General features: G+C 63.3%; 24 protein-coding genes. 18 read left to right on the forward strand and 6 right to left on the reverse strand.

All coding sequences use genetic code 11. The features are described 5' to 3' along the window. Window positions 1-30: 30 nt before the first annotated feature. A complete protein-coding gene (locus FYK34_RS03375; protein WP_149295053.1) occupies window positions 31-747 on the forward strand; it encodes a tetratricopeptide repeat protein in 717 nt (238 codons plus the stop codon). A 140-nt stretch (window positions 748-887) separates the two neighbouring features. Then, a complete protein-coding gene (locus tag FYK34_RS03380; protein WP_231137362.1) occupies window positions 888-1295 on the forward strand; it encodes a GFA family protein in 408 nt (135 codons plus the stop codon). Here FYK34_RS03380 and rraA read toward each other — a convergent pair. Further along, window positions 1292-1771, reverse strand: a complete 480-nt coding sequence (gene rraA, locus FYK34_RS03385; RefSeq protein WP_149295054.1) for a ribonuclease E activity regulator RraA — start codon at window positions 1769-1771, stop codon at window positions 1292-1294. The two genes, FYK34_RS03380 and rraA, sit on opposite strands and share 4 nt — an antisense overlap. Before the next feature lie 34 nt (window positions 1772-1805). After that, window positions 1806-2231, reverse strand: coding sequence for a hypothetical protein (locus FYK34_RS03390; RefSeq protein WP_149295055.1), 426 nt, complete (start codon window positions 2229-2231; stop codon window positions 1806-1808). A gap of 228 nt (window positions 2232-2459) precedes the next feature. Here FYK34_RS03390 and FYK34_RS21225 point away from each other — a divergent pair, with 228 nt between their 5' ends. After that, window positions 2460-2594, forward strand: coding sequence for a GFA family protein (locus FYK34_RS21225; protein WP_456236750.1), 135 nt, complete (start codon window positions 2460-2462; stop codon window positions 2592-2594). A 112-nt stretch (window positions 2595-2706) separates the two neighbouring features. On the opposite strand, the gene FYK34_RS03400 is transcribed toward FYK34_RS21225, so the two are convergent. Both FYK34_RS03400 and aceA read right to left on the reverse strand, forming a co-directional pair. Then, the gene (locus FYK34_RS03400; RefSeq protein WP_149295056.1) at window positions 2707-3102 is read right to left on the reverse strand and encodes a hypothetical protein; all 396 of its coding nucleotides are present in this window, start codon (window positions 3100-3102) and stop codon (window positions 2707-2709) included. 128 nt (window positions 3103-3230) lie between these two features. Then, entirely contained in the window at window positions 3231-4529 is a 1299-nt protein-coding gene (aceA, locus tag FYK34_RS03405; protein WP_149295057.1) for an isocitrate lyase, read from the reverse strand. Between the two features lie 445 nt (window positions 4530-4974). Between aceA and grpE the strand changes: the two genes are divergently transcribed. From grpE to dnaJ, 3 genes are all read left to right on the forward strand, one after another. Continuing rightward, window positions 4975-5520 (forward strand): nucleotide exchange factor GrpE, encoded by a 546-nt coding sequence (gene grpE / locus FYK34_RS03410; RefSeq protein ID WP_149295058.1) that lies wholly within the window; start codon window positions 4975-4977, stop codon window positions 5518-5520. Window positions 5521-5636: 116 nt separating this feature from the next. Further along, entirely contained in the window at window positions 5637-7562 is a 1926-nt protein-coding gene (gene dnaK, locus FYK34_RS03415) for a molecular chaperone DnaK (RefSeq protein WP_149295059.1), read from the forward strand. A 125-nt stretch (window positions 7563-7687) separates the two neighbouring features. Then, window positions 7688-8806: a molecular chaperone DnaJ gene (gene dnaJ, locus FYK34_RS03420; RefSeq protein ID WP_149295060.1), complete on the forward strand. Its 1119-nt coding sequence runs from the start codon at window positions 7688-7690 to the stop codon at window positions 8804-8806. A 206-nt stretch (window positions 8807-9012) separates the two neighbouring features. Here dnaJ and FYK34_RS03425 read toward each other — a convergent pair whose 3' ends face one another. Further along, complete coding sequence (locus FYK34_RS03425; protein ID WP_149295061.1) at window positions 9013-10119, reverse strand: porin; 1107 nt, start codon at window positions 10117-10119, stop codon at window positions 9013-9015. A 480-nt stretch (window positions 10120-10599) separates the two neighbouring features. On the opposite strand from FYK34_RS03425, the gene hemB reads away from it, so the two are divergent. From hemB to tdh, 4 genes are all read left to right on the forward strand, one after another. After that, window positions 10600-11604 carry a porphobilinogen synthase gene (gene hemB / locus FYK34_RS03430; protein ID WP_149295062.1) on the forward strand — a complete coding sequence of 335 codons (1005 nt, stop codon included), beginning with the start codon at window positions 10600-10602 and terminating at the stop codon, window positions 11602-11604. Between the two features lie 71 nt (window positions 11605-11675). Further along, on the forward strand, window positions 11676-11879 hold the full coding sequence (locus tag FYK34_RS03435) for a hypothetical protein (RefSeq protein WP_149295063.1): 204 nt from the start codon (window positions 11676-11678) through the stop codon (window positions 11877-11879). A gap of 132 nt (window positions 11880-12011) precedes the next feature. Beyond that, window positions 12012-13211 carry a glycine C-acetyltransferase gene (locus FYK34_RS03440; RefSeq protein WP_149295064.1) on the forward strand — a complete coding sequence of 400 codons (1200 nt, stop codon included), beginning with the start codon at window positions 12012-12014 and terminating at the stop codon, window positions 13209-13211. 160 nt (window positions 13212-13371) lie between these two features. Continuing rightward, on the forward strand, window positions 13372-14397 hold the full coding sequence (gene tdh / locus FYK34_RS03445) for an L-threonine 3-dehydrogenase (RefSeq protein WP_149295065.1): 1026 nt from the start codon (window positions 13372-13374) through the stop codon (window positions 14395-14397). A 55-nt stretch (window positions 14398-14452) separates the two neighbouring features. Here tdh and FYK34_RS20800 read toward each other — a convergent pair whose 3' ends face one another. Further along, entirely contained in the window at window positions 14453-15994 is a 1542-nt protein-coding gene (locus tag FYK34_RS20800) for a methyl-accepting chemotaxis protein (protein WP_231137363.1), read from the reverse strand. A 361-nt stretch (window positions 15995-16355) separates the two neighbouring features. Between FYK34_RS20800 and hemG the strand changes: the two genes are divergently transcribed. The 8 genes from hemG to gloA all read left to right on the forward strand — a co-directional run bounded on the left by hemG (window position 16356) and on the right by gloA (window position 23712). Continuing rightward, complete coding sequence (hemG, locus tag FYK34_RS03455) at window positions 16356-17672, forward strand: protoporphyrinogen oxidase (protein ID WP_168209635.1); 1317 nt, start codon at window positions 16356-16358, stop codon at window positions 17670-17672. A gap of 59 nt (window positions 17673-17731) precedes the next feature. Beyond that, window positions 17732-18622 (forward strand): glycine--tRNA ligase subunit alpha, encoded by an 891-nt coding sequence (gene glyQ / locus FYK34_RS03460; protein WP_149295067.1) that lies wholly within the window; start codon window positions 17732-17734, stop codon window positions 18620-18622. Window positions 18623-18690: 68 nt separating this feature from the next. Beyond that, window positions 18691-19113 (forward strand): surface-adhesin E family protein, encoded by a 423-nt coding sequence (locus FYK34_RS03465; RefSeq protein WP_149295068.1) that lies wholly within the window; start codon window positions 18691-18693, stop codon window positions 19111-19113. A gap of 15 nt (window positions 19114-19128) precedes the next feature. Next, window positions 19129-21189: a glycine--tRNA ligase subunit beta gene (glyS, locus tag FYK34_RS03470; protein WP_149295069.1), complete on the forward strand. Its 2061-nt coding sequence runs from the start codon at window positions 19129-19131 to the stop codon at window positions 21187-21189. 113 nt (window positions 21190-21302) lie between these two features. Beyond that, on the forward strand, window positions 21303-21842 hold the full coding sequence (gmhB, locus tag FYK34_RS03475) for a D-glycero-beta-D-manno-heptose 1,7-bisphosphate 7-phosphatase (RefSeq protein WP_149295070.1): 540 nt from the start codon (window positions 21303-21305) through the stop codon (window positions 21840-21842). 16 nt (window positions 21843-21858) lie between these two features. Continuing rightward, window positions 21859-22635: a lysophospholipid acyltransferase family protein gene (locus tag FYK34_RS03480; protein WP_149295071.1), complete on the forward strand. Its 777-nt coding sequence runs from the start codon at window positions 21859-21861 to the stop codon at window positions 22633-22635. Beyond that, a complete protein-coding gene (locus FYK34_RS03485) occupies window positions 22595-23305 on the forward strand; it encodes a M48 family metallopeptidase (protein WP_149295072.1) in 711 nt (236 codons plus the stop codon). The genes FYK34_RS03480 and FYK34_RS03485 overlap by 41 nt, the downstream gene beginning before the upstream one ends. A 17-nt stretch (window positions 23306-23322) precedes the next feature. Then, a complete protein-coding gene (gene gloA, locus FYK34_RS03490; protein WP_103904065.1) occupies window positions 23323-23712 on the forward strand; it encodes a lactoylglutathione lyase in 390 nt (129 codons plus the stop codon). Window positions 23713-23808 lie beyond the last annotated feature (96 nt).

Genomic DNA, 23808 nt, shown 5'->3' on the forward strand with positions numbered 1-23808 from the left:
TGGTTGGCGCCGCCCTCCGTCGAGCCAATCATGCGTAATAAACAATGGATCGCGCTGACCGGGCTTTGCCTGCTGCTCGGCGCTTGCGCCGGCCGGCCCAGCCAGGCGCAGCTGGACGAGACGAAGCAGCAAGCTGTCTACGCAAGCGATGCCGCGGCGTGGGCGAAGCTGACCGAGTGGGCGCAGCGACAGGACCCGGCGGCCGCGCTGGCGCTGGCCGAAGCGTACGCCTCGCCCAATACGGCCAAGGGCTGGGCGGCTGCCGTTCCCTGGTACCGCCATGCGGCGGAATGGGGAAGCGGCACGGCCGCTTTCCAGTTGGCCAGGCTGTATGCCAAGGGTATCGGCGTTGCGGCCAGTGCCGCCCAGTCTAGCCACTGGCTGAATGTGGCGGCGGAGCGCAAGCACCCCGGCGCATCCTGCGTGCTGGGCTTGCGCGCCAAGGAAGCGGGCGACCTGGCATCGGCCAAGCATTGGTTTGAGCAAGCGGCGGCGGGCGGCAGCGCCGAAGCCATGTTCCAGCTGGGCATCGCTTACCAAGAGGGTGCCGGCGTCAAGGCGGATGCCCGGCGCGCGCGCGAGTGGTATGAGCGCGCGGCCAAGTTGGAAATGCCGGCGGCGCTGCAGACGCTGGCCATGGCCTACCAGTCCGGAGACCTGGGCCTGCCGCATGATGAAATCAAGGCTACGGAGATGTTCAACCTGGCTGCGCATGCCGCGCGCGAATTCCAGTCCGAGCTTTTTTGACGACTGTGTGACGCAAGCAAACGACGGACGCGCCTCCCGTACTTTCGGGCGGCGCGTTTTTTTTGCGCTTGCAGCATGGCTGGGGCATAGTGAAAGAAGGCTAGCCGCGATGGCGGTGGCGGAACCGGGAGGAGAGCGGCATGGCGATGGGACTGAGCGGCGGTTGCCTGTGCGGCGCGGTGCGCTACCGCTTGCGCGGCATGCCTTACCATGTGACGCACTGCCATTGCCGCAGTTGCCGCCGCGCCAGCGGCGCGGCCTTCGTCACCTGGTTCACCGTGCGGGTGCATGAGCTGGAGTGGCGCGGGGAAAAGCCGGTGCAGTACCATTCGTCGGCGGCGGTATCGCGGGGTTTCTGCCCGCATTGCGGTTCCACGCTAACCTATTTTCACGAGTCCGACCCGGAAGAGATCGACATCACCGCGGCCTCGCTGGACACGCCGGAGGCGCTGGTGCCGGAACATCACACCTGGTGGGAGCAAAGGCTGGAGTGGGGCACCGCCAGCGCGCAGGGCGCGCTGCCGGTGCATCAGCGTAGCGGCAACTAGGCCAGTGCGCGCGCGCTGACGATCACGCCGTCCTCATCGGCGTATAGCCATTGGCCGGGTTCGATGACGCAGCCGGCGATGCGCACGGCGATATTTTTCTGGCCGCAGTCCCGTTTCACCGACTTGCGCGGATGCGTGGCCAGCGCCTTGACGCCCAGCGGCAGCGTGGCCAGCGCCGCGCTGTCGCGCACGCAGCCATCAATCACCAGCCCGGCCCAGCCGTTTTTCACCGCCAGCTCGCCCAGTTGATCGCCCAAGAGCGCGCAGCGGCGTGAGCCGCCGCCGTCCACCACCAGCACCTTGCCATGACCGTCCTCGCCCAGCGTCTGCCGCACCAGGCTGTTGTCCTCGAACAGCTTCAGGGTGACGACCTGGCCGTGGAAGCGGCCGTGGCCGCCGAAGGATTGGAAAATTGGATCCAAAACGTGAACTTCATTTTCGAATTCGTCGCAAAGATCGGTGGTGGCAAGGTTCATCAGGGTCTCCGAGGCATGGAATGCGGCATGGTGTTTAATGGCCTGCGGCCGCGACACCATCATATATGTGGGAGCCTTGATCCGCCACGGAGTGGGTGAAGGCAGAGGCCATGCCGATGACGATGCCGGCGATGAGGGCGACCAAGCCCGCCGTTTTCCAGCCGTCTACCTCGCTGAGCTGGATTTCATTGATGGCCTGCCAGGGCAGCCGCATGTTTTGATTGCCGTCCTCAAGCTTGCCTTCCAGTCCCTGCTGGTCGACAGCGCTCAAGGTGAGAACGTATTGCTTGCCATCATTGGTTTTGACGTTGACCTTGTCGCCGGCCTTGAGTTGCTTTTGCTCGGGCGCGCCCAGGCTGCTGATGGCTTGCTGGTTGTCCGCGATGACGCGCATGGATGTGCAGCCAGTGAAGCATAGGCTGCTCATGACGATCAGGCTGCCAGCCAGTATTTTTCTCATTTACGAATCTCCAAGGTGTCACGATCTTTGTTTTGAGTATTCTGCATTGCATAAATATGACTTTATCATTATTGAAGGCGTAAAAAAACCGGCGTTTTCGCCGGTTTTGTGTGCCGTTTGTGACGGTTTTAGTGGAATTGTTCTTCTTCGGTGGAGCCGGTCAGCGCGGTGACGCTGGAGGCGCCGCCCTGGATCACGGTGGTCACGTCGTCGAACCTGTATGGCGCGGTGCGCTACCGCTTGCGCGGCATGCCTTACCGTGTGACGCACTGCCATTGCCGCAGTTGCCGCCACGCCAGTGGCGCGGGGCTTTGCCCGCATCGCGGCTACACGCTAACCTATGTGAGTTTGTCGAGCCGCTAATCAAACCAGTACCCCAGCGTTGCGCATTCTCGTCATTCTATTTGCGTGATGTTGGCGTCGGAGCGCTTGATCAGGCGCTCTGTTGGGTTTTGCTAGCGATTCTTCGATGGTTTCAGTGGGGGTACATGCTGTTTACCAAGCTCTTGAACCCTGCGACTATGCCAACGGTTAATCCAACAAGCAATAGCGCCAGGCCTACGGTTTTTGCGCCGTCGATCTCTTTTCTTTGTATCGAACTGATATCTTGCCACGCTAGTTTGGCGGTTTGGTCAGTATTGACGAGTGTGCCTTCCAGACCATGTTGATCTAGGGCGCCGAGCGCCAAGACATATTCCTTGCCATCCGTGGTCTTGATATTGATTTTGTCCCCTATCTTCAACTGGCTTGGCTGCGATGAGGCCAGGCTGGATAGGGCTTGCTGGTTGTCCGCGATGACGCGCATGGATGTGCAGCCGGTGAAGCACAGGCTGCTCATGACGATCAGGCTGCCAGCCAGTATTTTTTTCATTTACGAATCTCCAAGGTGTCGCGATCTTTGTTTTGAGTATTCTGCATTGCAGAAATATGACTTTATCATTTTCGAAGGCGTAAAAAAACCGGCGTTTTCGCCGGTTTTGTGTGCCGTTTGTGACGGTTTTAGTGGAATTGTTCTTCCTCGGTGGAGCCGGTCAGCGCGGTGACGCTGGAGGCGCCGCCCTGGATCACGGTGGTCACGTCGTCGAAGTAGCCGGTGCCCACTTCCTGCTGGTGGGACACGAAGGTGTAACCGCGGTCGCGGGCGGCGAACTCGGGCTCCTGCACCTTCTCAACATAGGCGGACATGCCGCGCGCCACGTAGTCTTGCGCCAGGTCGTACATGTTGAACCACATGCTGTGGATGCCGGCCAGGGTGATGAACTGGTATTTGTAGCCCATGGCGCCCAGTTCGCGCTGGAACTTGGCGATGGTGGCATCGTCCAGGTTCTTTCTCCAGTTGAAGGACGGCGAGCAGTTGTAGGCCAGCAGCTTGCCCGGGTACTTGGCGTGCACGGCTTCCGCGAATTTGCGGGCGAATTCCAGGTCCGGCGTGCCGGTTTCGCACCATACCAGATCGGCGTAGTCGGCATAGGCCACGGCGCGGCTGATGGCTTGCTCCAGACCCTTCTTGGTCTTGTAGAAGCCTTCGGCGGTGCGCTCGCCGGTCAGGAAGGGCTGGTCGTTGGCATCCACGTCGCTGGTCAACAGGTCTGCCGCTTCGGCGTCGGTGCGGGCGATCACCAGGGTGGGCACGCCGTAGACGTCGGCCGCCAGGCGGGCGGCGATCAGCTTCTGGATGGCTTCCTGGGTCGGCACCAACACTTTGCCGCCCATGTGGCCGCATTTCTTGACCGAAGCGAGCTGGTCTTCGAAGTGCACGCCGGCGGCGCCGGCGCGGATCATGGACTTCATCAGCTCGTAGGCGTTCAGCACGCCGCCGAAGCCGGCTTCCGCGTCGGCCACGATGGGGGCGAAATAGTCCACATAGCCCTTGTCGCCGGCCTCCACGCCCTTGGCGTGTTGGATTTCATCGGCGCGGGTGAAGGCGTTGTTGATGCGCTCCACCACCTTGGGCACGGAATCCACCGGATACAGCGACTGGTCCGGATACATGGCCGAGTATTCGTTGTTGTCGGCGGCCACTTGCCAGCCGGACAGATAAATGGCTTTGACGCCGGCCTTGACTTGCTGCATCGCTTGGCCGCCGGTCAGCGCGCCCAAGCAGTTGATGTAAGGCTCGTTGTTGACCAGATTCCACAGCTTTTCGGCGCCGTTGCGGGCCAGAGTATGTTCAACCTGCAGCGAGCCGCGCAGGCGCTCGACATCGGCGGCGGTGTAGCCACGCTTGATGCCTTTCCAGCGCGGGTTTTCGTCCCAGTCTTTTTGGATGGCTGCAATGCGTTGTTCGCGAGTCGTCATGTTGTGTAACCCTTCTCGAAGCGTTTCTCTGCTCGCCGGGCGGAGCCGGCGTCCTCATAGCGATCAAGTCGTATCCGGTGTGCCGGATTTTTATCGAAACCGGGCCGGGTTGGCCCGATTTATTCAGTCCGCCCTCGGCGCAAAGCGTGTCGCGTCGAGGCGGTTTGCTGCTTGATGTGGGCCATTATATGCACAAAAAAATCGCATTGTGTGCGCTGCAGCAACAAAAAAATCCCGTGTTTTCATAAGCTAACAAGATGGCTATTTAAACGAATCCATCATGTGCGGAATTGTTGCCAATGCGAAAAAACGAGGGTTGGAATATGCGCATGCGGCATGATTGTCTTTAAGTGAAGTGATGGTGCGGCGGGGCTTGAAATCCTCGCGAAAGGCCCTACCTTGGGTCTGGAAATCCATTTAGCCGGTGCAATTCCGAGGAAACGTCATGCAAGAGAACCAGAACCAAGCGGCGGAAGCCGTCGAAAACGAAATGACCGATACCGCCAGCGCGGCGCATACCGAGCTGGAGCAGACGCCTGAGCAGCATATCGCCGGGCTGGAAGCCGAAATCGCCGAATTGAACGACACCCTGCTGCGCGCCCGCGCCGAGCTGGAGAACCAGCGTCGCCGCGCCCAGGACGAAGTGGCGGCCGCGCATAAATATGCGATCGGCAAATTCGCGGCCGAGCTGGTGACGGTCAAGGATTACCTGGAAATGGCGCTGCTGGACCAGAGCGGCCAGATCGACACCTTGAAGATGGGCGTGGACATGACGCTGAAGCAGCTGGTGTCCGCCTTCGAAAAGGCGCAGATCAAGGACATCGCGCCCAAGGCCGGCGACAAGCTGGACCCGCACCAGCATCAGGCCATGAGCGCCGAAGCCTCCGATGCCGAGCCGAACACCGTGGTCCGCGTGATGCAGAAGGGTTATCTGCTGGCCGACCGCGTGCTGCGTCCGGCCATGGTGGTGGTGGCCAAGGCCAAAGAATAAAAAAGGCCGCCGACAGGCTCTTGAAAAGATCGGCATAGCCAATATTTATTGAGACAACAGGCCAAGGCTATTGCATACAGCCTAAGCCGGAACGAATCAGAGAAAAGGAATAGATCATGGGTAAAATCATCGGTATCGACCTGGGCACCACCAACTCCTGCGTGGCAGTGGTAGAAGGCGGCAACCCGAAAGTCATCGAAAACGCCGAAGGCAACCGCACCACCCCGTCCATCATCGCCTACGTCGAAGACGGCGAAATCCTGGTGGGCGCGCCGGCCAAGCGCCAGGCCGTGACCAACCCGAAGAACACGATTTACGCCGCCAAGCGCCTGATCGGCCGCCGCTTCGAAGACAAGGAAGTACAGAAGGACATCGACCTGATGCCTTTTGAAATCCTGAAGGCCAAGAACGGCGACGCCTGGGTCAAGGTGCGCGACCAAGAACTGGCTCCGCCGCAAATCTCCGCCGAAGTGCTGCGCAAGATGAAGAAGGCCGCCGAAGACTACCTGGGCGAAGAAGTGACCGAAGCCGTGATCACCGTGCCGGCCTACTTCAACGACAGCCAGCGCCAAGCCACCAAGGACGCCGGCCGCATCGCCGGCCTGGAAGTGAAGCGCATCATCAACGAACCGACCGCGGCCGCGCTGGCCTTCGGCCTGGCCAAGCAGGAAGGCGACCGCAAGATCGCGGTATACGACCTGGGCGGCGGCACCTTCGACGTGTCCATCATTGAAATCGCCGACGTGGACGGCGAGCACCAGTTCGAAGTGCTGTCGACCAACGGCGACACCTTCCTGGGCGGCGAAGACTTCGACCAACGCCTGATCGACTACATCGTCACCGAGTTCAAGAAAGAACAAGGCGTCGACCTGAAGAAGGACGTGATGGCGCTGCAACGTCTGAAGGAAGCCGCTGAAAAGGCCAAGATCGAGCTGTCCAGCGCCACCCAGACCGAAGTGAACCTGCCCTACATCACCATGGACGCCACCGGTCCCAAGCACTTGGCGATGAAGATCACCCGCGCCAAGTTCGAAAGCCTGGTGGACGACCTGATCACCCGCTCCATCGAGCCGTGCCGTGTCGCCCTGAAGGACGCCGGCGTGTCGCTGTCCGACATCACCGACGTGATCCTGGTCGGCGGCCAAACTCGCATGCCCAAGGTGCAGGACGCGGTGAAGGAGTTCTTCGGCAAGGAGCCGCGCAAGGATGTGAACCCGGATGAAGCCGTGGCCGTCGGCGCCGCCATCCAGGGCTCCGTGCTGTCTGGCGACCGTAAGGACGTGCTGCTGCTGGACGTGACCCCGCTGTCGCTGGGCATCGAAACCCTGGGCGGCGTGATGACCAAGCTGATCCAGAAGAACACCACCATCCCGACCAAGGCGTCGCAAACCTTCTCCACCGCCGACGACAACCAGACCGCGGTGACCATCCACGTGCTGCAGGGCGAACGTGAGAAGGCGGCCGCCAACAAGTCGCTGGGCCAGTTCAATCTGGGCGACATTCCGCCGGCGCCGCGCGGCATTCCGCAGATCGAAGTGGAATTCAACATCGACGCCAACGGCATTCTGCACGTGTCCGCCAAGGACAAGGCTTCCGGCAAGCAGGCCAACATCACCATCCAAGCCTCCTCCGGCCTGTCTGAAGCCGAGATCGAGCGCATGGTGAAGGACGCCGAAGCCAATGCTGAGGAAGACAAGAAGCTGCACGAACTGGTGACCGCGCGCAACCACGCCGAAGGCCTGATCCACAGCATCAAGAAGTCTCTGTCCGAGCATGGCGACAAGATCGGCGCCGACGAAAAGGCCAAGATCGAAGACGCCATCAAGGCCGCTGAAGAAGTGGTGAAGGGCGACGACAAGGAAGCCATCGAAGCCCGCGCCGAAGAACTGGCCAAGGCCAGCCAGAAGCTGGGCGAGATCATGTACGCCCAGGCCGCTCAGGCGGAAGGCGGCGCGGAAGGCGCTCAAGCCGCCGCTGGCGACAAGAAGGACGACGGCAATGTGGTGGACGCCGAGTTCGAAGAAGTGAAAGACAAGAAGTAAGCGTTAGTCTTCACTGATTGGGGCACAGGGAATGGGGGAGCCGTCTCCGCCGGCCTCTGTGCCTTTGCCGTATCAAGACGACAGATCGGCCGGAGCGGTTCCGGTTGATCGGAGAGCGAATGACAATGTCGAAAAAAGATTTCTACGATGTGCTGGGCGTCAATCGCGATGCGTCCGACGACGACATCAAGAAGGCCTATCGCAAGCTGGCGATGAAATACCACCCGGACCGCAATCCGGACAGCAAGGAAGCCGAGGACAAGTTCAAGGAGGTCAAGGAAGCCTACGAGATCCTGTCCGACAGCCAGAAGCGCAGCGCGTATGACCAGTTCGGCCATGCCGGCGTCGACCCGCAGGCCGGCGCCGGCGGCGGCCAGGGCTTTGGCGGCTTCGGCGATTTCGCCGACATCTTCAGCGACATCTTCGGCGGCGGCCAGCGCGGCGGCAGTCGTTCCAATGTCTACCGTGGCGCGGACCTGCGCTACAACATGGAAATCACGCTGGAAGAGGCGGCGCGCGGCTGCGAAAAGCAAATCCGCATCCCGTCGCACGAATCCTGCTCCGTTTGCAACGGCAGCGGCGCCAAGCCGGGCACTCAGCCCAAGACCTGCTCCACCTGCGGCGGCCACGGCCAGGTCCGCATGAGCCAGGGCTTCTTCTCCATCCAGCAGACCTGCCCCACCTGCCACGGCAGCGGCAAGCAGATCACCGATCCGTGCGTGAGCTGCCACGGCGCCGGCCAGAAGAAGACCACCAAGACGCTGAACGTGAAGATTCCGGCCGGCGTGGACGAGGGCGACCGCATCCGCCTGGGCGGCGAGGGCGAACCGGGGCAGAACGGCGGTCCGTCGGGCGACTTGTACGTGGTGACCCACATCAAGCAGCACGCTGTGTTCCAGCGCGACGGCATGGACCTGCATTGCGAAATGCCGATCTCCTTCGCCACCGCGGCGCTGGGCGGCGAGGTGGAAATCCCGACTTTGGACGGCATGGCCAAGGTCAAGATTTCGCCCGAAACGCAGAGCGGACGCGTGTACCGCTTGCGCGGCAAGGGCGTCAAGGCCGTGCGCGGCGCCGAATACGGCGATCTGCACTGCCATGTGATCGTGGAAACGCCGGTCAAGCTGACCGAGCGCCAGAAAGAGCTGCTGCGCGAGTTCGAGGCGATCAGCCAAGGCGACGTGGCCACGCATAACCCGCGTTCCAAGTCCTTCATGGACAAACTGCGCGATTTCTTCGAATAAGCGAGGCACTTCCCCGCGCCAAGCCAGCCCATGCCGGGCTGGCTTTTTTCATGTCCGCGCGTTTGGCTGCGGCGGCTGACAAGGAGGGGTTTGAGCGATGGGAAGGTGTTGCAGGCCATGCCCAGCATCGGCACTGACCTCGTATCAAGCAAAACAGCCGCCCAAGCGGGCGGCTGTCTGCACATTCCAAACCGGGACGACTTCGCTTAGAAGTTGTGCTTGACCATGGCCCAGGCCAGGGTCGACTTCTCTTGGGAGAGGCCGTTGATGGTTTGCGCGTCCTTGCTGTCCTTGCGCTCGCCATAGCCCACTTGCACCAGGGTGTGCTTGCTCATGGTGTAGTCCAGCGCAGCGGCCCATTGGCTGCCGCCCAGGCTGTAGCGCACGCCGTCTACCTTGGCGTCGCCGCGCTTGGAGTAAACCACGGAAGGCTTGAAGTTGCCGATGGTGTAAGCGGCGTTCAGGGCCCAGGTGGCGTTTTCCACCTTATTGACGCCGGTATGGGCGATGGTCGGGAATTTGGCGATGCCGGCCAGCGCGGAGGTGCCATCGGAGTTCTGGGCGTAAGCGTCGCCATAGGTGGTCAGCCACTGGTAGCTGGCGGCCAGGTATAGATTGTTGGCGCTGTAGCCGCCTTCCAGGCGGTTGGTGGAGCTGTTGCTGCTGCCGCCGGTGTTGAGCTTGGTGGCGTTGGCGAAGGCGCCGAAGAAGCCGGCGTTTTGGTAGGCCAGACGCAGGCCATAGCCATCGCCTTGTTTCTTCTGGCCGGCGGCCTGGCTTTCGCCCGCGCCGTATTGCAGCGTCAGGTTGAGGCCGTTCCAGGTCGGGGAGTCGTAGCGAACGCTGTTCTTGAAGCGGGAGTCGCCGTAGGAGAACAGGTCGGTGCCTTCGTACAGCGGGAAGTTGGTGCCCATGCCGTCGCGGCGCGGGCCGTACAGATTATCGGTGGCCTCGGTGTCGGCCAGCACGTCGTCCAGGTAGCCTACGCGCACCTTGCCGAAGCCGCCGTCGACGCCGACGAAGCTCTGACGGTTGGCGAAGGTGCCGGAGGCGGTGCCGCTGCCTGCTGCGCCGTCCATGGCGAAGCCGGTTTCCACTTGCCAGATGGTCTTCAGGCCGTTGCCCAGGTCTTCGCTGCCCTTGAAGCCGATGCGGCTGCCGAAGTCGTCCACGCCGAAGGTGGAGCTGTCGTTGTTGGCGCTGTTCTTGGTCACGGACACGCCGGCGCGCAGCGAACCGTAGATATTGACGTCAGCTTGAGCGAGTGCGGGAATGGCTGCCGCAATGGCGGCAAAGATAATAGTTTTCTTCATGTTTCTCTAATGCCCTTTGTTTGAAAGCGACCGGGAGGCCGCAGTTCGGCGGTGAATTTTTGTATTCCGCCGTCTTGGGGGATTCAGTTTCGGTTGGACGGGTTTGGGCTGTCAATCAATATAAATTAACATCCTGAAATTATGACATTAATATTTTTATATGTTAATGGATAGTTTGAAAGCAATTTTAGTAAAATCATTGACCTATCTTGCGCAATTTTCATTGTGAATTATGAAATTCTTAATTTATGACTTTATAATTTTTTGCATCACGTGGGAATCTTGTAAAAACCTGTTACTTTTTTGCCAGCATGAGTGAAGTGCTTGCCCGGTTGCGGCCTGCATTCATGCTTGTGTGATGATGGAAATTTAATCATGAGCAAAGATCATTGATGTCATGCGGCGCTAGCGGGGCGCGCCCTGTCTGTCTGCCGGGAAAGGGCGTACAATTGACGATGTCTTTTCCTGGGGGTAGTTGTCATGATTTTTGCCAATCGTTATTTTCCCGCCACCCGCATGCGCCGCATGCGCAAGGATGAGTTCAGCCGCCGCCTGATGCGCGAGAACGTGCTGACTGCCAATGACCTGATCTATCCGGTGTTCGTGATGGAGGGCAGTGGCCAGGTGGTGGATGTGCCATCCATGCCGGGCGCGCCGCGTCTGACGCTGGACAAGCTGCTGTATGTGGCGGAAGAGGCGTTGGCGCTGGGCATACCCATGCTGTCGCTGTTTCCGGTGATCACGTCTGGCAAGGATAACGAGGGCAGCGAGGCCTATAACCCGGAAGGCCTGGTGCCGCGCGTGGTGCGGGAACTGAAGAAGCGCTTCCCGGCGCTGGGCGTGATGACCGACGGCGCGCTGGATCCTTACACCATCCACGGCCAGGATGGCGTGATCGACGCCAGCGGCTATGTGCTGAACGATGAAACGACGGAAATCCTGATCAAGCAGGGCCTGTGCCATGCCGAGGCCGGCGTCGACGTGTTCGGCCCGTCTGACATGATGGACGGCCGCATCGGCGCCATCCGCGAGGCGTTCGAAGAAGAGGGCTTTATCCACACCAAGATTCTGGCTTACTCCGCCAAGTATTCGTCCGGCTTCTATGGCCCCTTCCGCGACGCGCTGGGCTCGTCCGCCAATCTGGGCAAGGCCGACAAGAACAGCTACCAGATGGACCCGGCCAATATCGAAGAGGCCATCCAGGAAGTGGCGCAAGACCTGGAAGAGGGCGCCGACATGGTGATGATCAAGCCGGGCATGCCGTACCTGGACGTGATCCGCCGCGTCAAGGACACCTTCCGCGTGCCGACCTTCGCTTATCAGGTGTCCGGCGAATACGCCATGCTGAAGGCGGCCTTCCAGAATGGCTGGCTCAATGAAGAGAAGTGCATGATGGAAAGCCTGCTGGCGTTCAAGCGCGCCGGCGCCGACGGCATCCTCACTTATTTCGCGATGGACGCCGCGCGCCTGCTGCGCCAGCGGTGAGATAAAATGAAGCGTTGAGCCGCGCCCCTTGCCCATTTGCGGCGGGGGCGTTTTGCTGTGGGAGGCTATATATGGATGTATTGCACGCTACCTGGTTTTGGCTGGCGGTGATCGCGGCGCCGGTGGCCACCGTCGTGGGCATCCTGTCCCGGCTGTCACGGCGCGAGCCCCCCATTCCGTTGCCGCCGGGCGTGCAGCCCTTGGCCTGGGACGACGATGGCGAGGCGGCGGAGCGAAAGTTGCAAGACGGTGACAGAGATCCGCCAAAACACTGACAACTGTCACTGCTTGCCGTCTTGGCGCTGGGCTAGAATGGCTACAGTTTTCGTGGCGCGCCGCCAGGGGCGGAGCGCGGTGTTTTCGGGTTCGGCCTGCCATGCCGCGCTCGATCCATGCAAAGGATAGTCATGAATCACACTTACCTGGCCCATCTGCAGGCCACGCTGGCCCAGATCAAGGCCGATGGTTTCGAGAAACCGGAGCGCGTGATCGCCACGCCGCAAAGCGCCGACATCGCGCTGGCCGGCGGCGAGCATGTGCTGAACTTCTGCGCCAACAACTACCTGGGCCTGGCTGACGACAAGCGGCTGGTGCTGGCGGCCAAGGCCGGCATGGACCAGTATGGCTACGGCTGCGCCTCGGTGCGTTTCATCTGCGGCACCCAGTCTGTCCACAAGCAGCTGGAAAAATCGATCTCCGGTTTCCTCGGCGCCGACGACACCATCCTGTATTCCAGCTGTTTCGACGCCAACGGCGGCGTATTCGAAACCCTGCTGTCCGAAGAGGACGCGGTGATCTCGGACGAGCTGAACCACGCGTCCATCATCGACGGCGTGCGCCTGTCCAAGGCCAAGCGCTTCCGCTACAAGAACAACGACATGGCCGATCTGGAGGCGCAGCTGGTGGCCGCCGAAGCCGCCGGCGCCCGCTTCAAGCTGATCGTCACCGACGGCGTGTTCTCGATGGACGGCATCATCGCCGACCTGAAGGGCATCTGCGATCTGGCCGAACGCCACGACGCGCTGGTGATGGTGGATGATTCGCACGCGGTGGGCTTCATCGGCGCAACCGGCGCCGGCACGCCGGAATATTGCGGCGTGTCCGACCGCGTCGACATCTACACCGGCACGCTGGGCAAGGCGCTGGGCGGCGCGTCCGGCGGCTACGTCGCCGCGCATCAGCCCATTGTGGACCTGCTGCGCCAGCGTTCGCGTCCTTATCTGTTCTCCAATACGCTGGCCCCGGCCATCGCCGCCGCCAGCGTGGAAGTGCTGGACATCCTGAAGAGCGGCGAAGGCGCCGAGCTGCGCGCCAAGGTGCGCCGCAATGCCGAGCTGTTCCGCCGGGAAATGTCCGCCGCCGGCTTCACCCTGGTGCCGGGCGAGCACCCGATCATCCCGGTGATGCTGGGCGACGCGCGCCTGGCCGGGGAAATGGCGGCCAAGCTGCTGGCCGAAGGCGTGTACGTGATCGGCTTCTCCTACCCGGTGGTGCCCAAGGGCAAGGCGCGCATCCGCACCCAGATGTCCGCCGCGCACAGCGAGGAGCAGGTGAAGAAAGCCGTGGCCGCCTTCATCAAGGTGGGCCGCGAGCTGGGCGTGATTTAAATTATTTAGCCGAAAGAAATGCGGTTTGAGCCACGGAAAACATGAATGACACGAAAAGCATCCAGATCAGATGTCCTGAAATGGAGCACCTCTTTTTCGTGTCGTTTCGTGGGCTCCGTGGCGGAAATCACTAGCGGTTCTCTCGGTATGAGGTTTCCCCATGAAAGCACTAGCCAAGTTGCAGGCCGCTCCCGGCCTGACCATGACCGACGTTCCGCAGCCGGAAGTCGGCCATAACGATCTGCTGATCAAGATCGTCAAGACCGCGATCTGCGGCACCGACATCCATATCTGGAACTGGGACGAGTGGTCGCAGAAGACCATCCCGGTGCCGATGCATGTCGGCCATGAATACGTCGGCGTCGTCGCCGGCATGGGTTCGGAAGTGCAGGGCTTCCAGATCGGCCAGCGCGTGTCCGGCGAAGGCCACATCACCTGCGGCCACTGCCGCAACTGCCGCGCCGGCCGCCGCCACCTGTGCCGCAACACCACCGGCGTGGGGGTCAACCGCGAGGGCGCGTTCGCCGAATACCTGGTGATTCCGGCCTTCAATGCCTTCCCGATTCCGGATGACATCTCCGACGACCTGGCTTCCATCTTCGACCCGTTCGGCAATGCCGTGCACACCGCCCTGAGCTTCAACCTGGTGGGCGAGGACGTATTGATCACCGGTGCCGGCCCGATCGGCATCATGGCCGTGGCCATCGCCAAGCATGTCGGCGCGCGCCACGTGGTCATCACCGACGTCAACGACTACCGGCTGGAGCTGGCGAAGAAGATGGGCGCCACCCGCGCCGTCAACGTCGCCAAGGAAGACCTGAAGGCGGTGATGCAGGAGCTGCACATGACCGAAGGCTTCGACGTCGGCCTGGAAATGTCCGGCAACCCGCAGGCCTTCCGCCAGATGCTGGAAACGATGAACCACGGCGGCAAGGTGGCCCTGCTGGGCATCCCGCCGTCCAATACCGCCATCGACTGGAACCAGGTGATTTTCAAGGGCCTGGAAATCAAGGGCATCTACGGACGCGAGATGTTCGAGACCTGGTACAAGATGGTGGCCCTGATCCAGTCCGGCCTGGACATCCGCCCCATCATCACCCACCACTTCAAGGTGGACGACTTCGAGCAAGGCTTCGCCGCCATGCTGTCCGGCCAGAGCGGCAAGGTGATCCTGGACTGGCGCTGAGCCGGCCCGGGCTGGCAAGGAACAAGGCCTCCGCGCGCGGAGGCCTTTTTTGCGGCTAAGGAGAGGGCGCGGTGCGGAAGAAGGCCATCATCTTGCGCAGGTGGTCGGCCTGCGCGTTCAACTGGTCCGAGGCGGCCGAGAGCTGTTCCGAGGTGGAGGCGCTCAGTTGCGTGGCCATGGAAAGCTGGCTGACGGCGATATTGATCTGCTGCAAGCCCGCGTTTTGCTCCTGGGAGGCGTGGGCAATCTCCTGCACCAAATCGGCTGTCTTGCGGATGGCCGGCACCAGTTGCCCCAGCGCCGAACCCGCCTGTTCCGCCATGTCCACGGTGTCGGCGGCCAGCCGGCCTATCTCGCGGGCCGCGCTCTGGCTGTCTTCCGCCAGTTTGCGCACCTGGGCCGCCACCACGGTGAAGCCCAGCCCCTGCTTGCCGGCGTGGGCGGCTTCGATCGCGGCATTCAGCGCCAAGAGATTGGTCTGGTAGGCGATGTCGTCGATCACGCTGATTCTGCCCGCGATGTCGCGTATCGCCGCCACGGTGCGGCTGACGGCCTGGCTGCCGTGATCGGCGCAAACGGCGGATTCGCCGGCCGTGGCGTCGGTGATGTGGGCGTTGTCCGAGTTTTGCGCCACCGTCGCCGTGATCTGCTCCACGGAAGCGCTGGTCTGTTCCAGGCTGCTGGCTTGCTGCGAGGCGCTTTGGCTCAGCGTCTGCGCCGACGCCGCCACCTCGGAGGACGTGACGTTGAGCTGCTCGGCGTTCAGTCGCAGCGCCTCTATCACGCCGGTCAGCCTTTCCACCATTTGCTCCATCGCCGCCAGCACGCTGTCGGCGTCGCCTGGGCGCAGCTTGGCGCGGACGGTCAGGTCGCCGTTGGCCACGCGTTGGGCGATCTCCGCCACCGCGGCCGGCTCGCCGCCCACCTGGCGGATGATGCCCGCGCCGATGCGGGCAATGGCAGCCGTCATCAGCGCGGCGCCGACGATCGCGATGGCGAGAAAGAGCCACAAAGCCTGCTGCGAATGCGCCCGCGTGGCGGCGATCTGGTTTTGCAGCAGCTGCTCGAAGCCGTCTTGCACCGCCGCGCTTTGCCGCAGCAATTGATCGGTCATGGCGCGGTCCATGCCGCGGACCTGATGGTCCACTTGCTGGCCGGACAGCTTGTCTTCTTGATGGAAGCTGGCCAGCGCGGCGCGGTAGCGTTCGTCCAGCCGGCCGTGCTCGGCGCGCAGCGCGTCGATGTCGGCCGTGGATAGGCCCATATCGCGCAAGGCGGCCGCGGCCTGGTCCAGTTGTGCATCCACGGTCTGGTCTTCCTGGCGGAACAGGTTCAGGTAGGCGGCGTAGTCGGCGCTGTCGTTGCCGCGCAGCAGCACGTCCTTCCAGTTTTGCACCTGGATCTTGAAGTGCAGATTGGCCGACTGCAAGGCGCGGTTGAGCCTGCTTTGGACAACGACTTGGCCCAGTTGTCGTTCGATGGCGCGGTCTGTGGCGGTCAGTTGGCCCAGGCCGGCCAGCGTGAGCAGCAACAGCACGGCGAGCGCGGTCAGCGCGAGCAGGGTCAGCCTGGTTTTCAGCAGCAAGGGGCGGGGCATGGGCGGTTTCCGGTTTCCGTCTTGTTCTCGGTATAGTCCGTCGCCCTGAGCCGTGCGCCGTTCCGCCGGGGAGTCGCGCGTCCGCTCGCGCAATGGCCGAGCCATGCCAGCCTGGGCGGGCGGGTTTTCCTTTTTTCCTTTTTCATCAGGAATGAAGCCCGCGGCGCAGGGTGGGCGACGTCATGTCTGGGGTGGCGGCAAGGCGGGCTGGGAGCCGCGGCAAGGTCGCGATTCACCGAATTGTTCGAATCAGAAACGGGTTGTTTCGTTTTATTACGCTTGCCTGTTGATGACTATCAACTGGCGCGGCGATGGGCCACGGATAATTCTTGCTGACGAATTGTTTTGCGGGAGAGGGATCATGATTGCGGTAATTGGCGCCGGCGTGTCCGGCTTGTCTTGCGCCTGGTGGCTGCAGCAGCAGGGGGCGGCGGTGCGGGTGTATGAGGCGGATGAGCGGGTGGGCGGCAAGGTGTTGACCGAGCGCGACGAGGCCTTGCGCGAAGAGGGGCCGCACACGCTGCTGGCCGATGAGGAGCTGCTGCAATGGCTGGCGAGGCTGGATTTGCGGCCGATATGGCCCAGCCGGGCCGGGTCGGCCCGCCACGTTTTGCTGGACGGCTGCTACCATCGGCTGCCGGATGGCCCGCTGCAGCTGCTGGGAGGCGACCTGCTCAGCTGGCGCAGCAAATGGAAGGTATTGGGCGGCATGCTGCGACCGGGCGTGGACAGCGCTGGCCTGGACAGCGTCGCCACCTTTTGCGATTCGCGCTTTGGGCGGGAGGTCTTGTCCAAAGTGATGGAACCCATGGTGGGCGGCGTGTTCGCCGGGGACCCCAGGGAGCTGCGGCTGGAAGAAGCCTTGCCGGAACTGGCCGAGGCGGCGCAATGCCGCGGGCCCTTTCTGGGTGGGCTGCTGCGCATGCGCAAGCGCATGGGGCGGCGCCGCGTCTGCACGCTGCAGGGCGGCTTGCAGCAATTGCCGCTGCGCCTGGCGGCGGAGCTCGACGTGCGGCTGAATTGCCCAGTGACGGCCCTGCGGCGCGATGGCGCGGGTTGGCGGCTGCGCACGATGGCGGGCTGGGAGCATGCGGAACAAGTGGTGCTGGCCTTGCCGGCCAGCCAGGCCGCCGCGCTGCTGCATCCGCTAGCGCCCGCGCTGGCCGACGCCTGCCGCCGCATTCCCTATGCGCCGCTGGCCGTGGTCAGCACGTTATTGGAGGCGGACGCGCTGGAATGGCCGCTGGAAGGCGGCGGCGCGCTGCACCCGGAAACGGAGGGCATGCTGACCCTGGGCCATCTGAGCGTCAGCACCAGCTACCCGCATGTCTGTCCGGACGGCACCCGGCTGTTGACCAGCTTCATCGGCGGCCGCCGCCATCCGGAATTGCTGGCGCTGAGCGATGAGGAGCTGCTGGCCAGGCTGAATCGCGAGATGTTGGAGCGCTTCGGCCTGCGGGCCAGGCCTTTGTCGCAGCGCGTCACGCGCTGGACCAGCGCCTTGCCGCAGGGCACGGCCTTGCAGAGCCGGGTCAGACGCATGGCGCAGCCGCTGGCGGGGCAGGGCGTGCATGTCTGCGCCAACTGGCTGGACGGCGTTTCGCTGGCCGACTGCCTGCGCAAGGGCCGGCGTCTGGCGGACCGCTTGGGCGGCGTCGGACAGCCCGGCTTTGCGTGAGCGGCGGCAGACGGTAGAATCGTCCTTTATTTGTCCATTTTCGATCGACGCCTTTATATATGCTTACCTTCCAGGAAATCATCCTCACGCTCCAGCACTACTGGAACCGCCAGGGCTGCGCGCTCTTGCAGCCGTACGACACGGAGGTGGGCGCGGGCACCTCGCACACCGCCACCTTCCTGCGCGCGCTGGGGCCTGAGCCCTGGAACGCCGCTTACGTGCAGCCCAGCCGCCGCCCCAAGGACGGCCGCTACGGCGAGAACCCCAACCGCCTGTTTCAGCACCACCAGTTCCAGGTGGTGCTGAAGCCGTCGCCGTCCAATATCCAGGAGCTGTACCTCGGCTCGCTGCAGGAACTGGGCCTGGACCCGACGGTGCAGGATATTCGTTTTGTCGAGGACGACTGGGAAAACCCGACGCTGGGCGCCTGGGGCTTGGGATGGGAAGTGTGGCTGAACGGCATGGAAGTGACGCAATTCACCTACTTCCAGCAAGTGGGCGGCCTCGATTGCAAGCCGGTGCTGGGCGAGATCACCTATGGCCTGGAGCGTCTGGCCATGTATCTGCAGGGCGTGGAAAACGTCTACGACCTGATCTGGACCCACCTGCCGGACGGCCAGCCGGTCACCTACGGCAATGTGTTCTATCAGAACGAAGTGGAGCAGTCCAAGTACGCCTTCGAGCACAGCAATGTCGAGCTACTGTTCCGCCAGTTCAACGATTACGAGGCGGAAGCGAAGAAGCTGCTGGATGCCAGCCTGCCGCTGCCGGCGTATGAAATGATCCTGAAGGCAGGCCACACCTTCAACCTGCTGGACGCGCGCGGCTCCATCTCCGTGACCGAGCGCGCCGCCTACATCGGCCGCATCCGCAATCTGTCGCGCGGCGTGGCGCAGGCGTATTACGACGCGCGCGAGGCGCTGGGCTTCCCGATGTGCCGCAAGGGCTGAGGCGGGGGCGGGCTGTCGCCTATGCTGTTAAGGTTGGCATGCCTGGCCTGAGCGATGAGGAGTGAAAGATGAGAGCCTTTGCTGCGATGCTGTTGCTGGCCAGTCTGCCGGCTTGGGCTGAACAGCCCGCCGACTGGGTGGTGTACCAGGACGGCAGCCAGCTGCAGCTGGCCATAGACGGCAACTCGCTGTGGCTGGGCAAGGATGGTCTGGTGCATTTCATCAACCAGGAACGCTTTGCCGCGCAGCGCTATGAAAAGGCCTACCGTCTGCACTTCTCCATCCGCCGCACCACCGGCTACGCCGATTGCAAGCAATACCAGTACGTGTTTGTCGGTTCCGAGTATTTCGACCGGAACAACAAGCACCTGTTTTCCACGATGTTCCCGGTGCCGCGCTATGCCTGGAAGTGGCAGCCGGTGAACGAGGATTCGGTCGCCCACGCCATGATGAAGGTGATCTGCGACGCGGCCGGAAACGCCTCCCAATAATTGAAATCGAAGACAATGAACGCGACCCTGCTGATCGAACTCCTGACCGAGGAGCTGCCGCCCAAGGCCCTGCCGCGTCTGGCCGCTAGCTTCGCCCAGACCATCACCGAAGAACTGAAAAAGATGCAGTTCGCCGCCGCCGATGCCGAGGCCGTGGTGTACGCGTCGCCGCGCCGGCTGGCGCTGCAGCTGCCCGGCGTGCTGGCCGTGCAGCCGGATCAGCACATCACCCGCCAGGGCCCGGCCGTTGCCGCCGGCATGAAGGATGGCCAGCCGACGCCGGCCCTGGCCGGCTTCGCCCGCTCCTGCGGCGTGGAGGTGTCCGCGCTGTCCATCGTCAACAACGGCAAGCAGGACGTGTACGCCTATTCCAGCACCAAAACCGGCGAGGCGCTGAGCGCCGTGCTGGCCGACGTGGTGGCCCTGGCGCTGAAGAAGCTGCCGGCGCCCAAGCTGATGCGCTGGGGCGATTCCGACGTGCAATTCGTCCGTCCGGTGCATGGCCTGGTCATGCTGCACGGCGAGCAGGTCGTCGCCGGCGAGGTGCTGGGCCTGCAAAGCCGCCAGGTCACCCGCGGCCACCGCTTCCTGTCGCAGGGCGAGGTGAGCATCGCCAACGCCGACGCTTATGCCCGCGCGCTGCATGAGGAAGGCAAAGTCATCGCCAGCTTCGCCGCCCGCCGCGAGCTGATCGGCCACAAGCTGGCCGAGGCCGCCGCCAAGCTCGGCGCCACCATCGCCGCGCCGGACGCGCTGTTCGACGAAGTGACCGCGCTGGTGGAATGGCCGGTGGTGCTGGAGGCTGGCTTCGAGGCCGAGTTCCTGCAAGTGCCGCAAGAGTGCCTGATCCTGACCATGCAGCAAAACCAGAAGTACTTCCCGCTGCTGGACGGCAACGGCAAGCTGATGAACCGCTTCCTCTTGGTGTCCAATATCGCGCCGCAAGACCCGTCCTTCGTGGTGGGCGGCAACGAGCGCGTCTTGCGCGCCCGCCTGTCCGACGCCAAGTTCTTCTTCGAGCAGGACAAGAAGCACCGCCTGGACAGCCGCCTGCCGCGCCTGGCCAATGTGGTGTACCACAACAAGATAGGCTCGCAGCTGGAGCGCGTGGAGCGGCTGCAAAGCATCGCCGGCGCCATCGCGCATGAGCTGGGCGCCGACGCCGCGCTGGCCGCCCGCGCCGCCTATCTGGCCAAGGCCGATCTGGTGACCGACATGGTCGGCGAATTCCCGGAGCTGCAGGGCATCATGGGCATGTACTACGCCCAGCACGACGGCGAGCACGCCGAAGTAGCCGCCGCCGTCGAGGGCCACTACCACCCGCGTTTCGCCGGCGATACCTTGCCGCAAGGCAAGATCGCCACTGCCGTGGCCTTGGCCGACAAGCTGGAAACCATCGTCGGCATCTGGGGCATAGGCCTGGTTCCGACCGGCGACAAGGACCCGTTCGCCTTGCGCCGCGCCGCGCTGGGCGTGGTGCGGATGGCGCTGGAAGCGGACCTGGACCTGAAGCAGCTGTTGGCCATCGTGGCCGAGGCCTTCCCGGCCGGCAAGCTGTCCGCCAATGTCGCCGACGAAGTGTTCGGCTTCATGATGGATCGCCTGAAGAACTTCCTGGCCGCCGACTACAAGGGCGACGAGATCGACGCCGTGCTGGCCCTGGCGCCCAGCCGCATCCACGAAGTGCGCGCCGTGCTGGCCGCCGTGGCCGGCTTCAAGGCGCTGCCGGAAGCGGCCGCATTGGCTGCCGCCAACAAGCGCGTCAACAACATACTGAAGAAGGCCGAGGGCGAAGTGGGCGCGGTGGACGCCGCGCTGCTGCAGGAAGCCGCCGAACAGGCCTTGTACGCCGCGGTGCAGGAACTGGCCCCGGCGGTGGAAGCCAAGTTCGCCGCGCACGACTTTGCCGGCGCGCTGACCCAGCTGGCCTCGCTGCGCGCGCCGGTGGACGCGTTCTTCGACGGCGTGATGGTGATGGCCGAGGACGCCAAGGTGCGCGCCAACCGCATCGCGCTGCTGGCCAGCCTGGCCGCGTTGTTCAACCGCGTGGCCGATATCTCGCTGCTGGCAGAGTGAGAGTGGGGCGGAAGCCCGGCCAGGGGCCGGGCGTTCCGCCAAGCTTTCCATCGGCGAGAATTCAAACGGCGGAACGCCCCTGCAGGGCTTCCGCCTGACTCATTGGAGAAAGCGTGAAACTCGTCATCCTAGACCGAGACGGCGTGATCAACGAAGACCGCGACGATTTCGTCAAGAACAGCGCGGAATGGGCGCCGATTGAGCACAGCCTGGAAGCGATCGCCAACCTGACCCAGTCCGGCTGGCGCGTGGTGGTGGCCACCAACCAGTCAGGCATCGCCCGCGGCCTGTTTGACATGCACGCGCTGAACGCGATGCATGAGAAGATGCACCGTCTGGTCGGCCAGGCCGGCGGCCGCATCGACGCCGTGGTGTTCTGTCCGCATGGTCCCGACCATGGCTGCGACTGCCGCAAGCCGCTGCCGGGCATGGTGCTGGAGATCGCGGAACGCTTCAACGTCAAGCTGGAGGGCCTGCCCTTGATCGGCGACAGCCTGCGCGACCTGCAGGCCATCGCCGCCGTCGGCGGCCTGCCGATTCTGGTGAAAACGGGCAAGGGCGCCAAGACGCTGGCCAAGGGCGAGCTGCCGGAGAGCACGCTGGTGTTCGACGACCTGTACGACGCCGCCGAGCATCTGATCAACCATCACTGAGATAAGAACCGCAAGCATGATCAGTCTGTGGATACGCAACCTGCTGTACTGGCTGGTGCTCATCGTCATCACGCCGCTTTTCTTCTGTTGCCTGCTGTTGGCCGCGCCGCTGCCGCGCCGGACGCGCCATGTCTTCGGCGTCAGCTGGGCGCTGACCCTGCTGTGGATGCTGGAGAACGTGATCGGGCTCAAGTACAAGGTGCTGGGCGCTCACAACATCCCGACCGAGCCGTCGGTGATCTGCTCCAAGCATCAGTCCGGCTGGGAGACGCTGTCGCTGCAGAAGATTTTCCCGTGGCAGGTCTACGTGGCCAAGCGCGAGCTGGCCTGGATTCCGCTGTTCGGCTGGGGTCTGGTGCTGATGAACCCCATCATGATCAACCGCTCGGACCGTTCGCGCGCCAACCAGCGCCTGCTGGAGCAGGGGCTGGAGCGCAAGCGCCACGGCTTCTGGATCACCGTGTTCCCGGAAGGCACGCGCACCAAGCCCGGCCGCGTTGGCAAGTACAAGCTGGGCGCCGCGCGCATGGCCAAGCAGTTCGACATGCCCATGGTGCCGGTGGCGCACAATGCCGGCGAATTCTGGCCGCGCAACGCCTTCCTGAAATACCCGGGCGAGATCACCGTGGTGGTCGGCCCCGCCATCCGCCCGGCGGACGATGTCGGACCGGAGGCCATGATGGCCGAGGCCGAGGCCTGGATCGAAGCGCGCCAGCGAGAGATCGGCGGCGTGGGCCCATTTGCGGATCCCGATGAAAAACGCCAACGTCTGGCACAGACTGCCGCTGCCTGACGGCGACGTGCCGGTGCTGCTGACGCGCCGCGCGCGGCAGAGCATAGGCATACGTGTGCGCGACGGCGTGGTGGAGTTGATCGCCGCGCCCGGCGTCAGCCAGGAGCGGCTGCATCAGGTGCTGCGGCAGCGCCACGACTGGATCGTCGGCCACGTGCTGCGCCAGCGCGGCCAGTTGGCGCAGGGTGAAGACCTGAGCCGGCTGACCCTGCTGGGCGAGGCGCTGGACTTGCGCTTGATGGGCGGCGCGCGCAAGACGGTCAAGCGCGAAGGAAATATCCTGCTGGTGTCCGGCGTGGCCGAAGGCGACGCCGACAGCCTGAAGGCCGTGCTGGCCCAATTCCTGAAACGCGAGGCGTCGATACTGTTGCCCAGCCGCCTCTCCCTGCTGGCGGCGCATTGCCGGCGCAAGCCCAGCCGTTTGCAATTGTCGTCGGCGCGCACGCGTTGGGGCAGCTGCGGCGCCGACGGCGGCATCCGCTTGAACTGGCGGTTGGTCCAGGCGCCGCTGGCCGTGGTCGATTACGTCGTGGCCCATGAGCTGGCCCATCTCGAACACATGAATCATTCGCCGGCTTTCTGGGCGGAGACCGCGCGTCTCTATCCGGGCTGGCGCGAGGCTCGCCGCTGGCTGCGCCAAAACGGCGGCGGGTTGTTTGCTTTTGGCTGATTATCGAGGATTTTGCAATGAGAATGCTGCATACCATGTTGCGCGTGGGGAACCTTGAGCGCTCCCTGTCGTTCTATCAAGAAGTGCTCGGCATGAAGCTGTTGCGCCGTTCCGATTTTCCGGAAGGCCGTTTCACGCTGGCCTTCGTCGGCTACGGCGACGAGGCCGATCACACCGTGCTGGAGCTGACCCATAACTGGGATACCGAATCCTACGAGCTGGGCAGCGGCTACGGCCACATCGCCATCGAAGTGGACGACGCCTACGCCGCCTGCGACATGGCGCGCGCCAAGGGCGGCAAGGTCACGCGCGAAGCCGGCCCGATGAAGCACGGCACCACGGTGATCGCCTTCATCGAGGACCCGGACGGCTACAAGATCGAGTTCATCCAGAAGGGCAGCCGCTAAGCCCCGGCGCGTCTGGCAGGACGCGCGCAGGCCGGCGCCCGGACCCGGCCTGTGCCTGGCATCACAACCGGGAATGTTCTGGCAGCCTCGCGCTGC

Origin of the sequence: Chromobacterium paludis (assembly GCF_008275125.1) — a bacterium.
In the GTDB taxonomy this organism is placed as follows: domain Bacteria; phylum Pseudomonadota; class Gammaproteobacteria; order Burkholderiales; family Chromobacteriaceae; genus Chromobacterium; species Chromobacterium paludis.

Coding starts and splice junctions, on each gene's coding strand:
- FYK34_RS03375 (WP_149295053.1), top strand. CDS start 31: ATGCGTAATAAACAATGGATCGCGCTGACCGGGCTTTGCCTGCTGCTC.
- FYK34_RS03380 (WP_231137362.1), top strand. CDS start 888: ATGGCGATGGGACTGAGCGGCGGTTGCCTGTGCGGCGCGGTGCGCTAC.
- rraA (WP_149295054.1), bottom strand. CDS start 1,771: ATGAACCTTGCCACCACCGATCTTTGCGACGAATTCGAAAATGAAGTT.
- FYK34_RS03390 (WP_149295055.1), bottom strand. CDS start 2,231: ATGAGAAAAATACTGGCTGGCAGCCTGATCGTCATGAGCAGCCTATGC.
- FYK34_RS03400 (WP_149295056.1), bottom strand. CDS start 3,102: ATGAAAAAAATACTGGCTGGCAGCCTGATCGTCATGAGCAGCCTGTGC.
- aceA (WP_149295057.1), bottom strand. CDS start 4,529: ATGACGACTCGCGAACAACGCATTGCAGCCATCCAAAAAGACTGGGAC.
- grpE (WP_149295058.1), top strand. CDS start 4,975: ATGCAAGAGAACCAGAACCAAGCGGCGGAAGCCGTCGAAAACGAAATG.
- dnaK (WP_149295059.1), top strand. CDS start 5,637: ATGGGTAAAATCATCGGTATCGACCTGGGCACCACCAACTCCTGCGTG.
- dnaJ (WP_149295060.1), top strand. CDS start 7,688: ATGTCGAAAAAAGATTTCTACGATGTGCTGGGCGTCAATCGCGATGCG.
- FYK34_RS03425 (WP_149295061.1), bottom strand. CDS start 10,119: ATGAAGAAAACTATTATCTTTGCCGCCATTGCGGCAGCCATTCCCGCA.
- hemB (WP_149295062.1), top strand. CDS start 10,600: ATGATTTTTGCCAATCGTTATTTTCCCGCCACCCGCATGCGCCGCATG.
- FYK34_RS03435 (WP_149295063.1), top strand. CDS start 11,676: ATGGATGTATTGCACGCTACCTGGTTTTGGCTGGCGGTGATCGCGGCG.
- FYK34_RS03440 (WP_149295064.1), top strand. CDS start 12,012: ATGAATCACACTTACCTGGCCCATCTGCAGGCCACGCTGGCCCAGATC.
- tdh (WP_149295065.1), top strand. CDS start 13,372: ATGAAAGCACTAGCCAAGTTGCAGGCCGCTCCCGGCCTGACCATGACC.
- FYK34_RS20800 (WP_231137363.1), bottom strand. CDS start 15,994: ATGCCCCGCCCCTTGCTGCTGAAAACCAGGCTGACCCTGCTCGCGCTG.
- hemG (WP_168209635.1), top strand. CDS start 16,356: ATGATTGCGGTAATTGGCGCCGGCGTGTCCGGCTTGTCTTGCGCCTGG.
- glyQ (WP_149295067.1), top strand. CDS start 17,732: ATGCTTACCTTCCAGGAAATCATCCTCACGCTCCAGCACTACTGGAAC.
- FYK34_RS03465 (WP_149295068.1), top strand. CDS start 18,691: ATGAGAGCCTTTGCTGCGATGCTGTTGCTGGCCAGTCTGCCGGCTTGG.
- glyS (WP_149295069.1), top strand. CDS start 19,129: ATGAACGCGACCCTGCTGATCGAACTCCTGACCGAGGAGCTGCCGCCC.
- FYK34_RS03480 (WP_149295071.1), top strand. CDS start 21,859: ATGATCAGTCTGTGGATACGCAACCTGCTGTACTGGCTGGTGCTCATC.
- FYK34_RS03485 (WP_149295072.1), top strand. CDS start 22,595: ATGAAAAACGCCAACGTCTGGCACAGACTGCCGCTGCCTGACGGCGAC.
- gloA (WP_103904065.1), top strand. CDS start 23,323: ATGAGAATGCTGCATACCATGTTGCGCGTGGGGAACCTTGAGCGCTCC.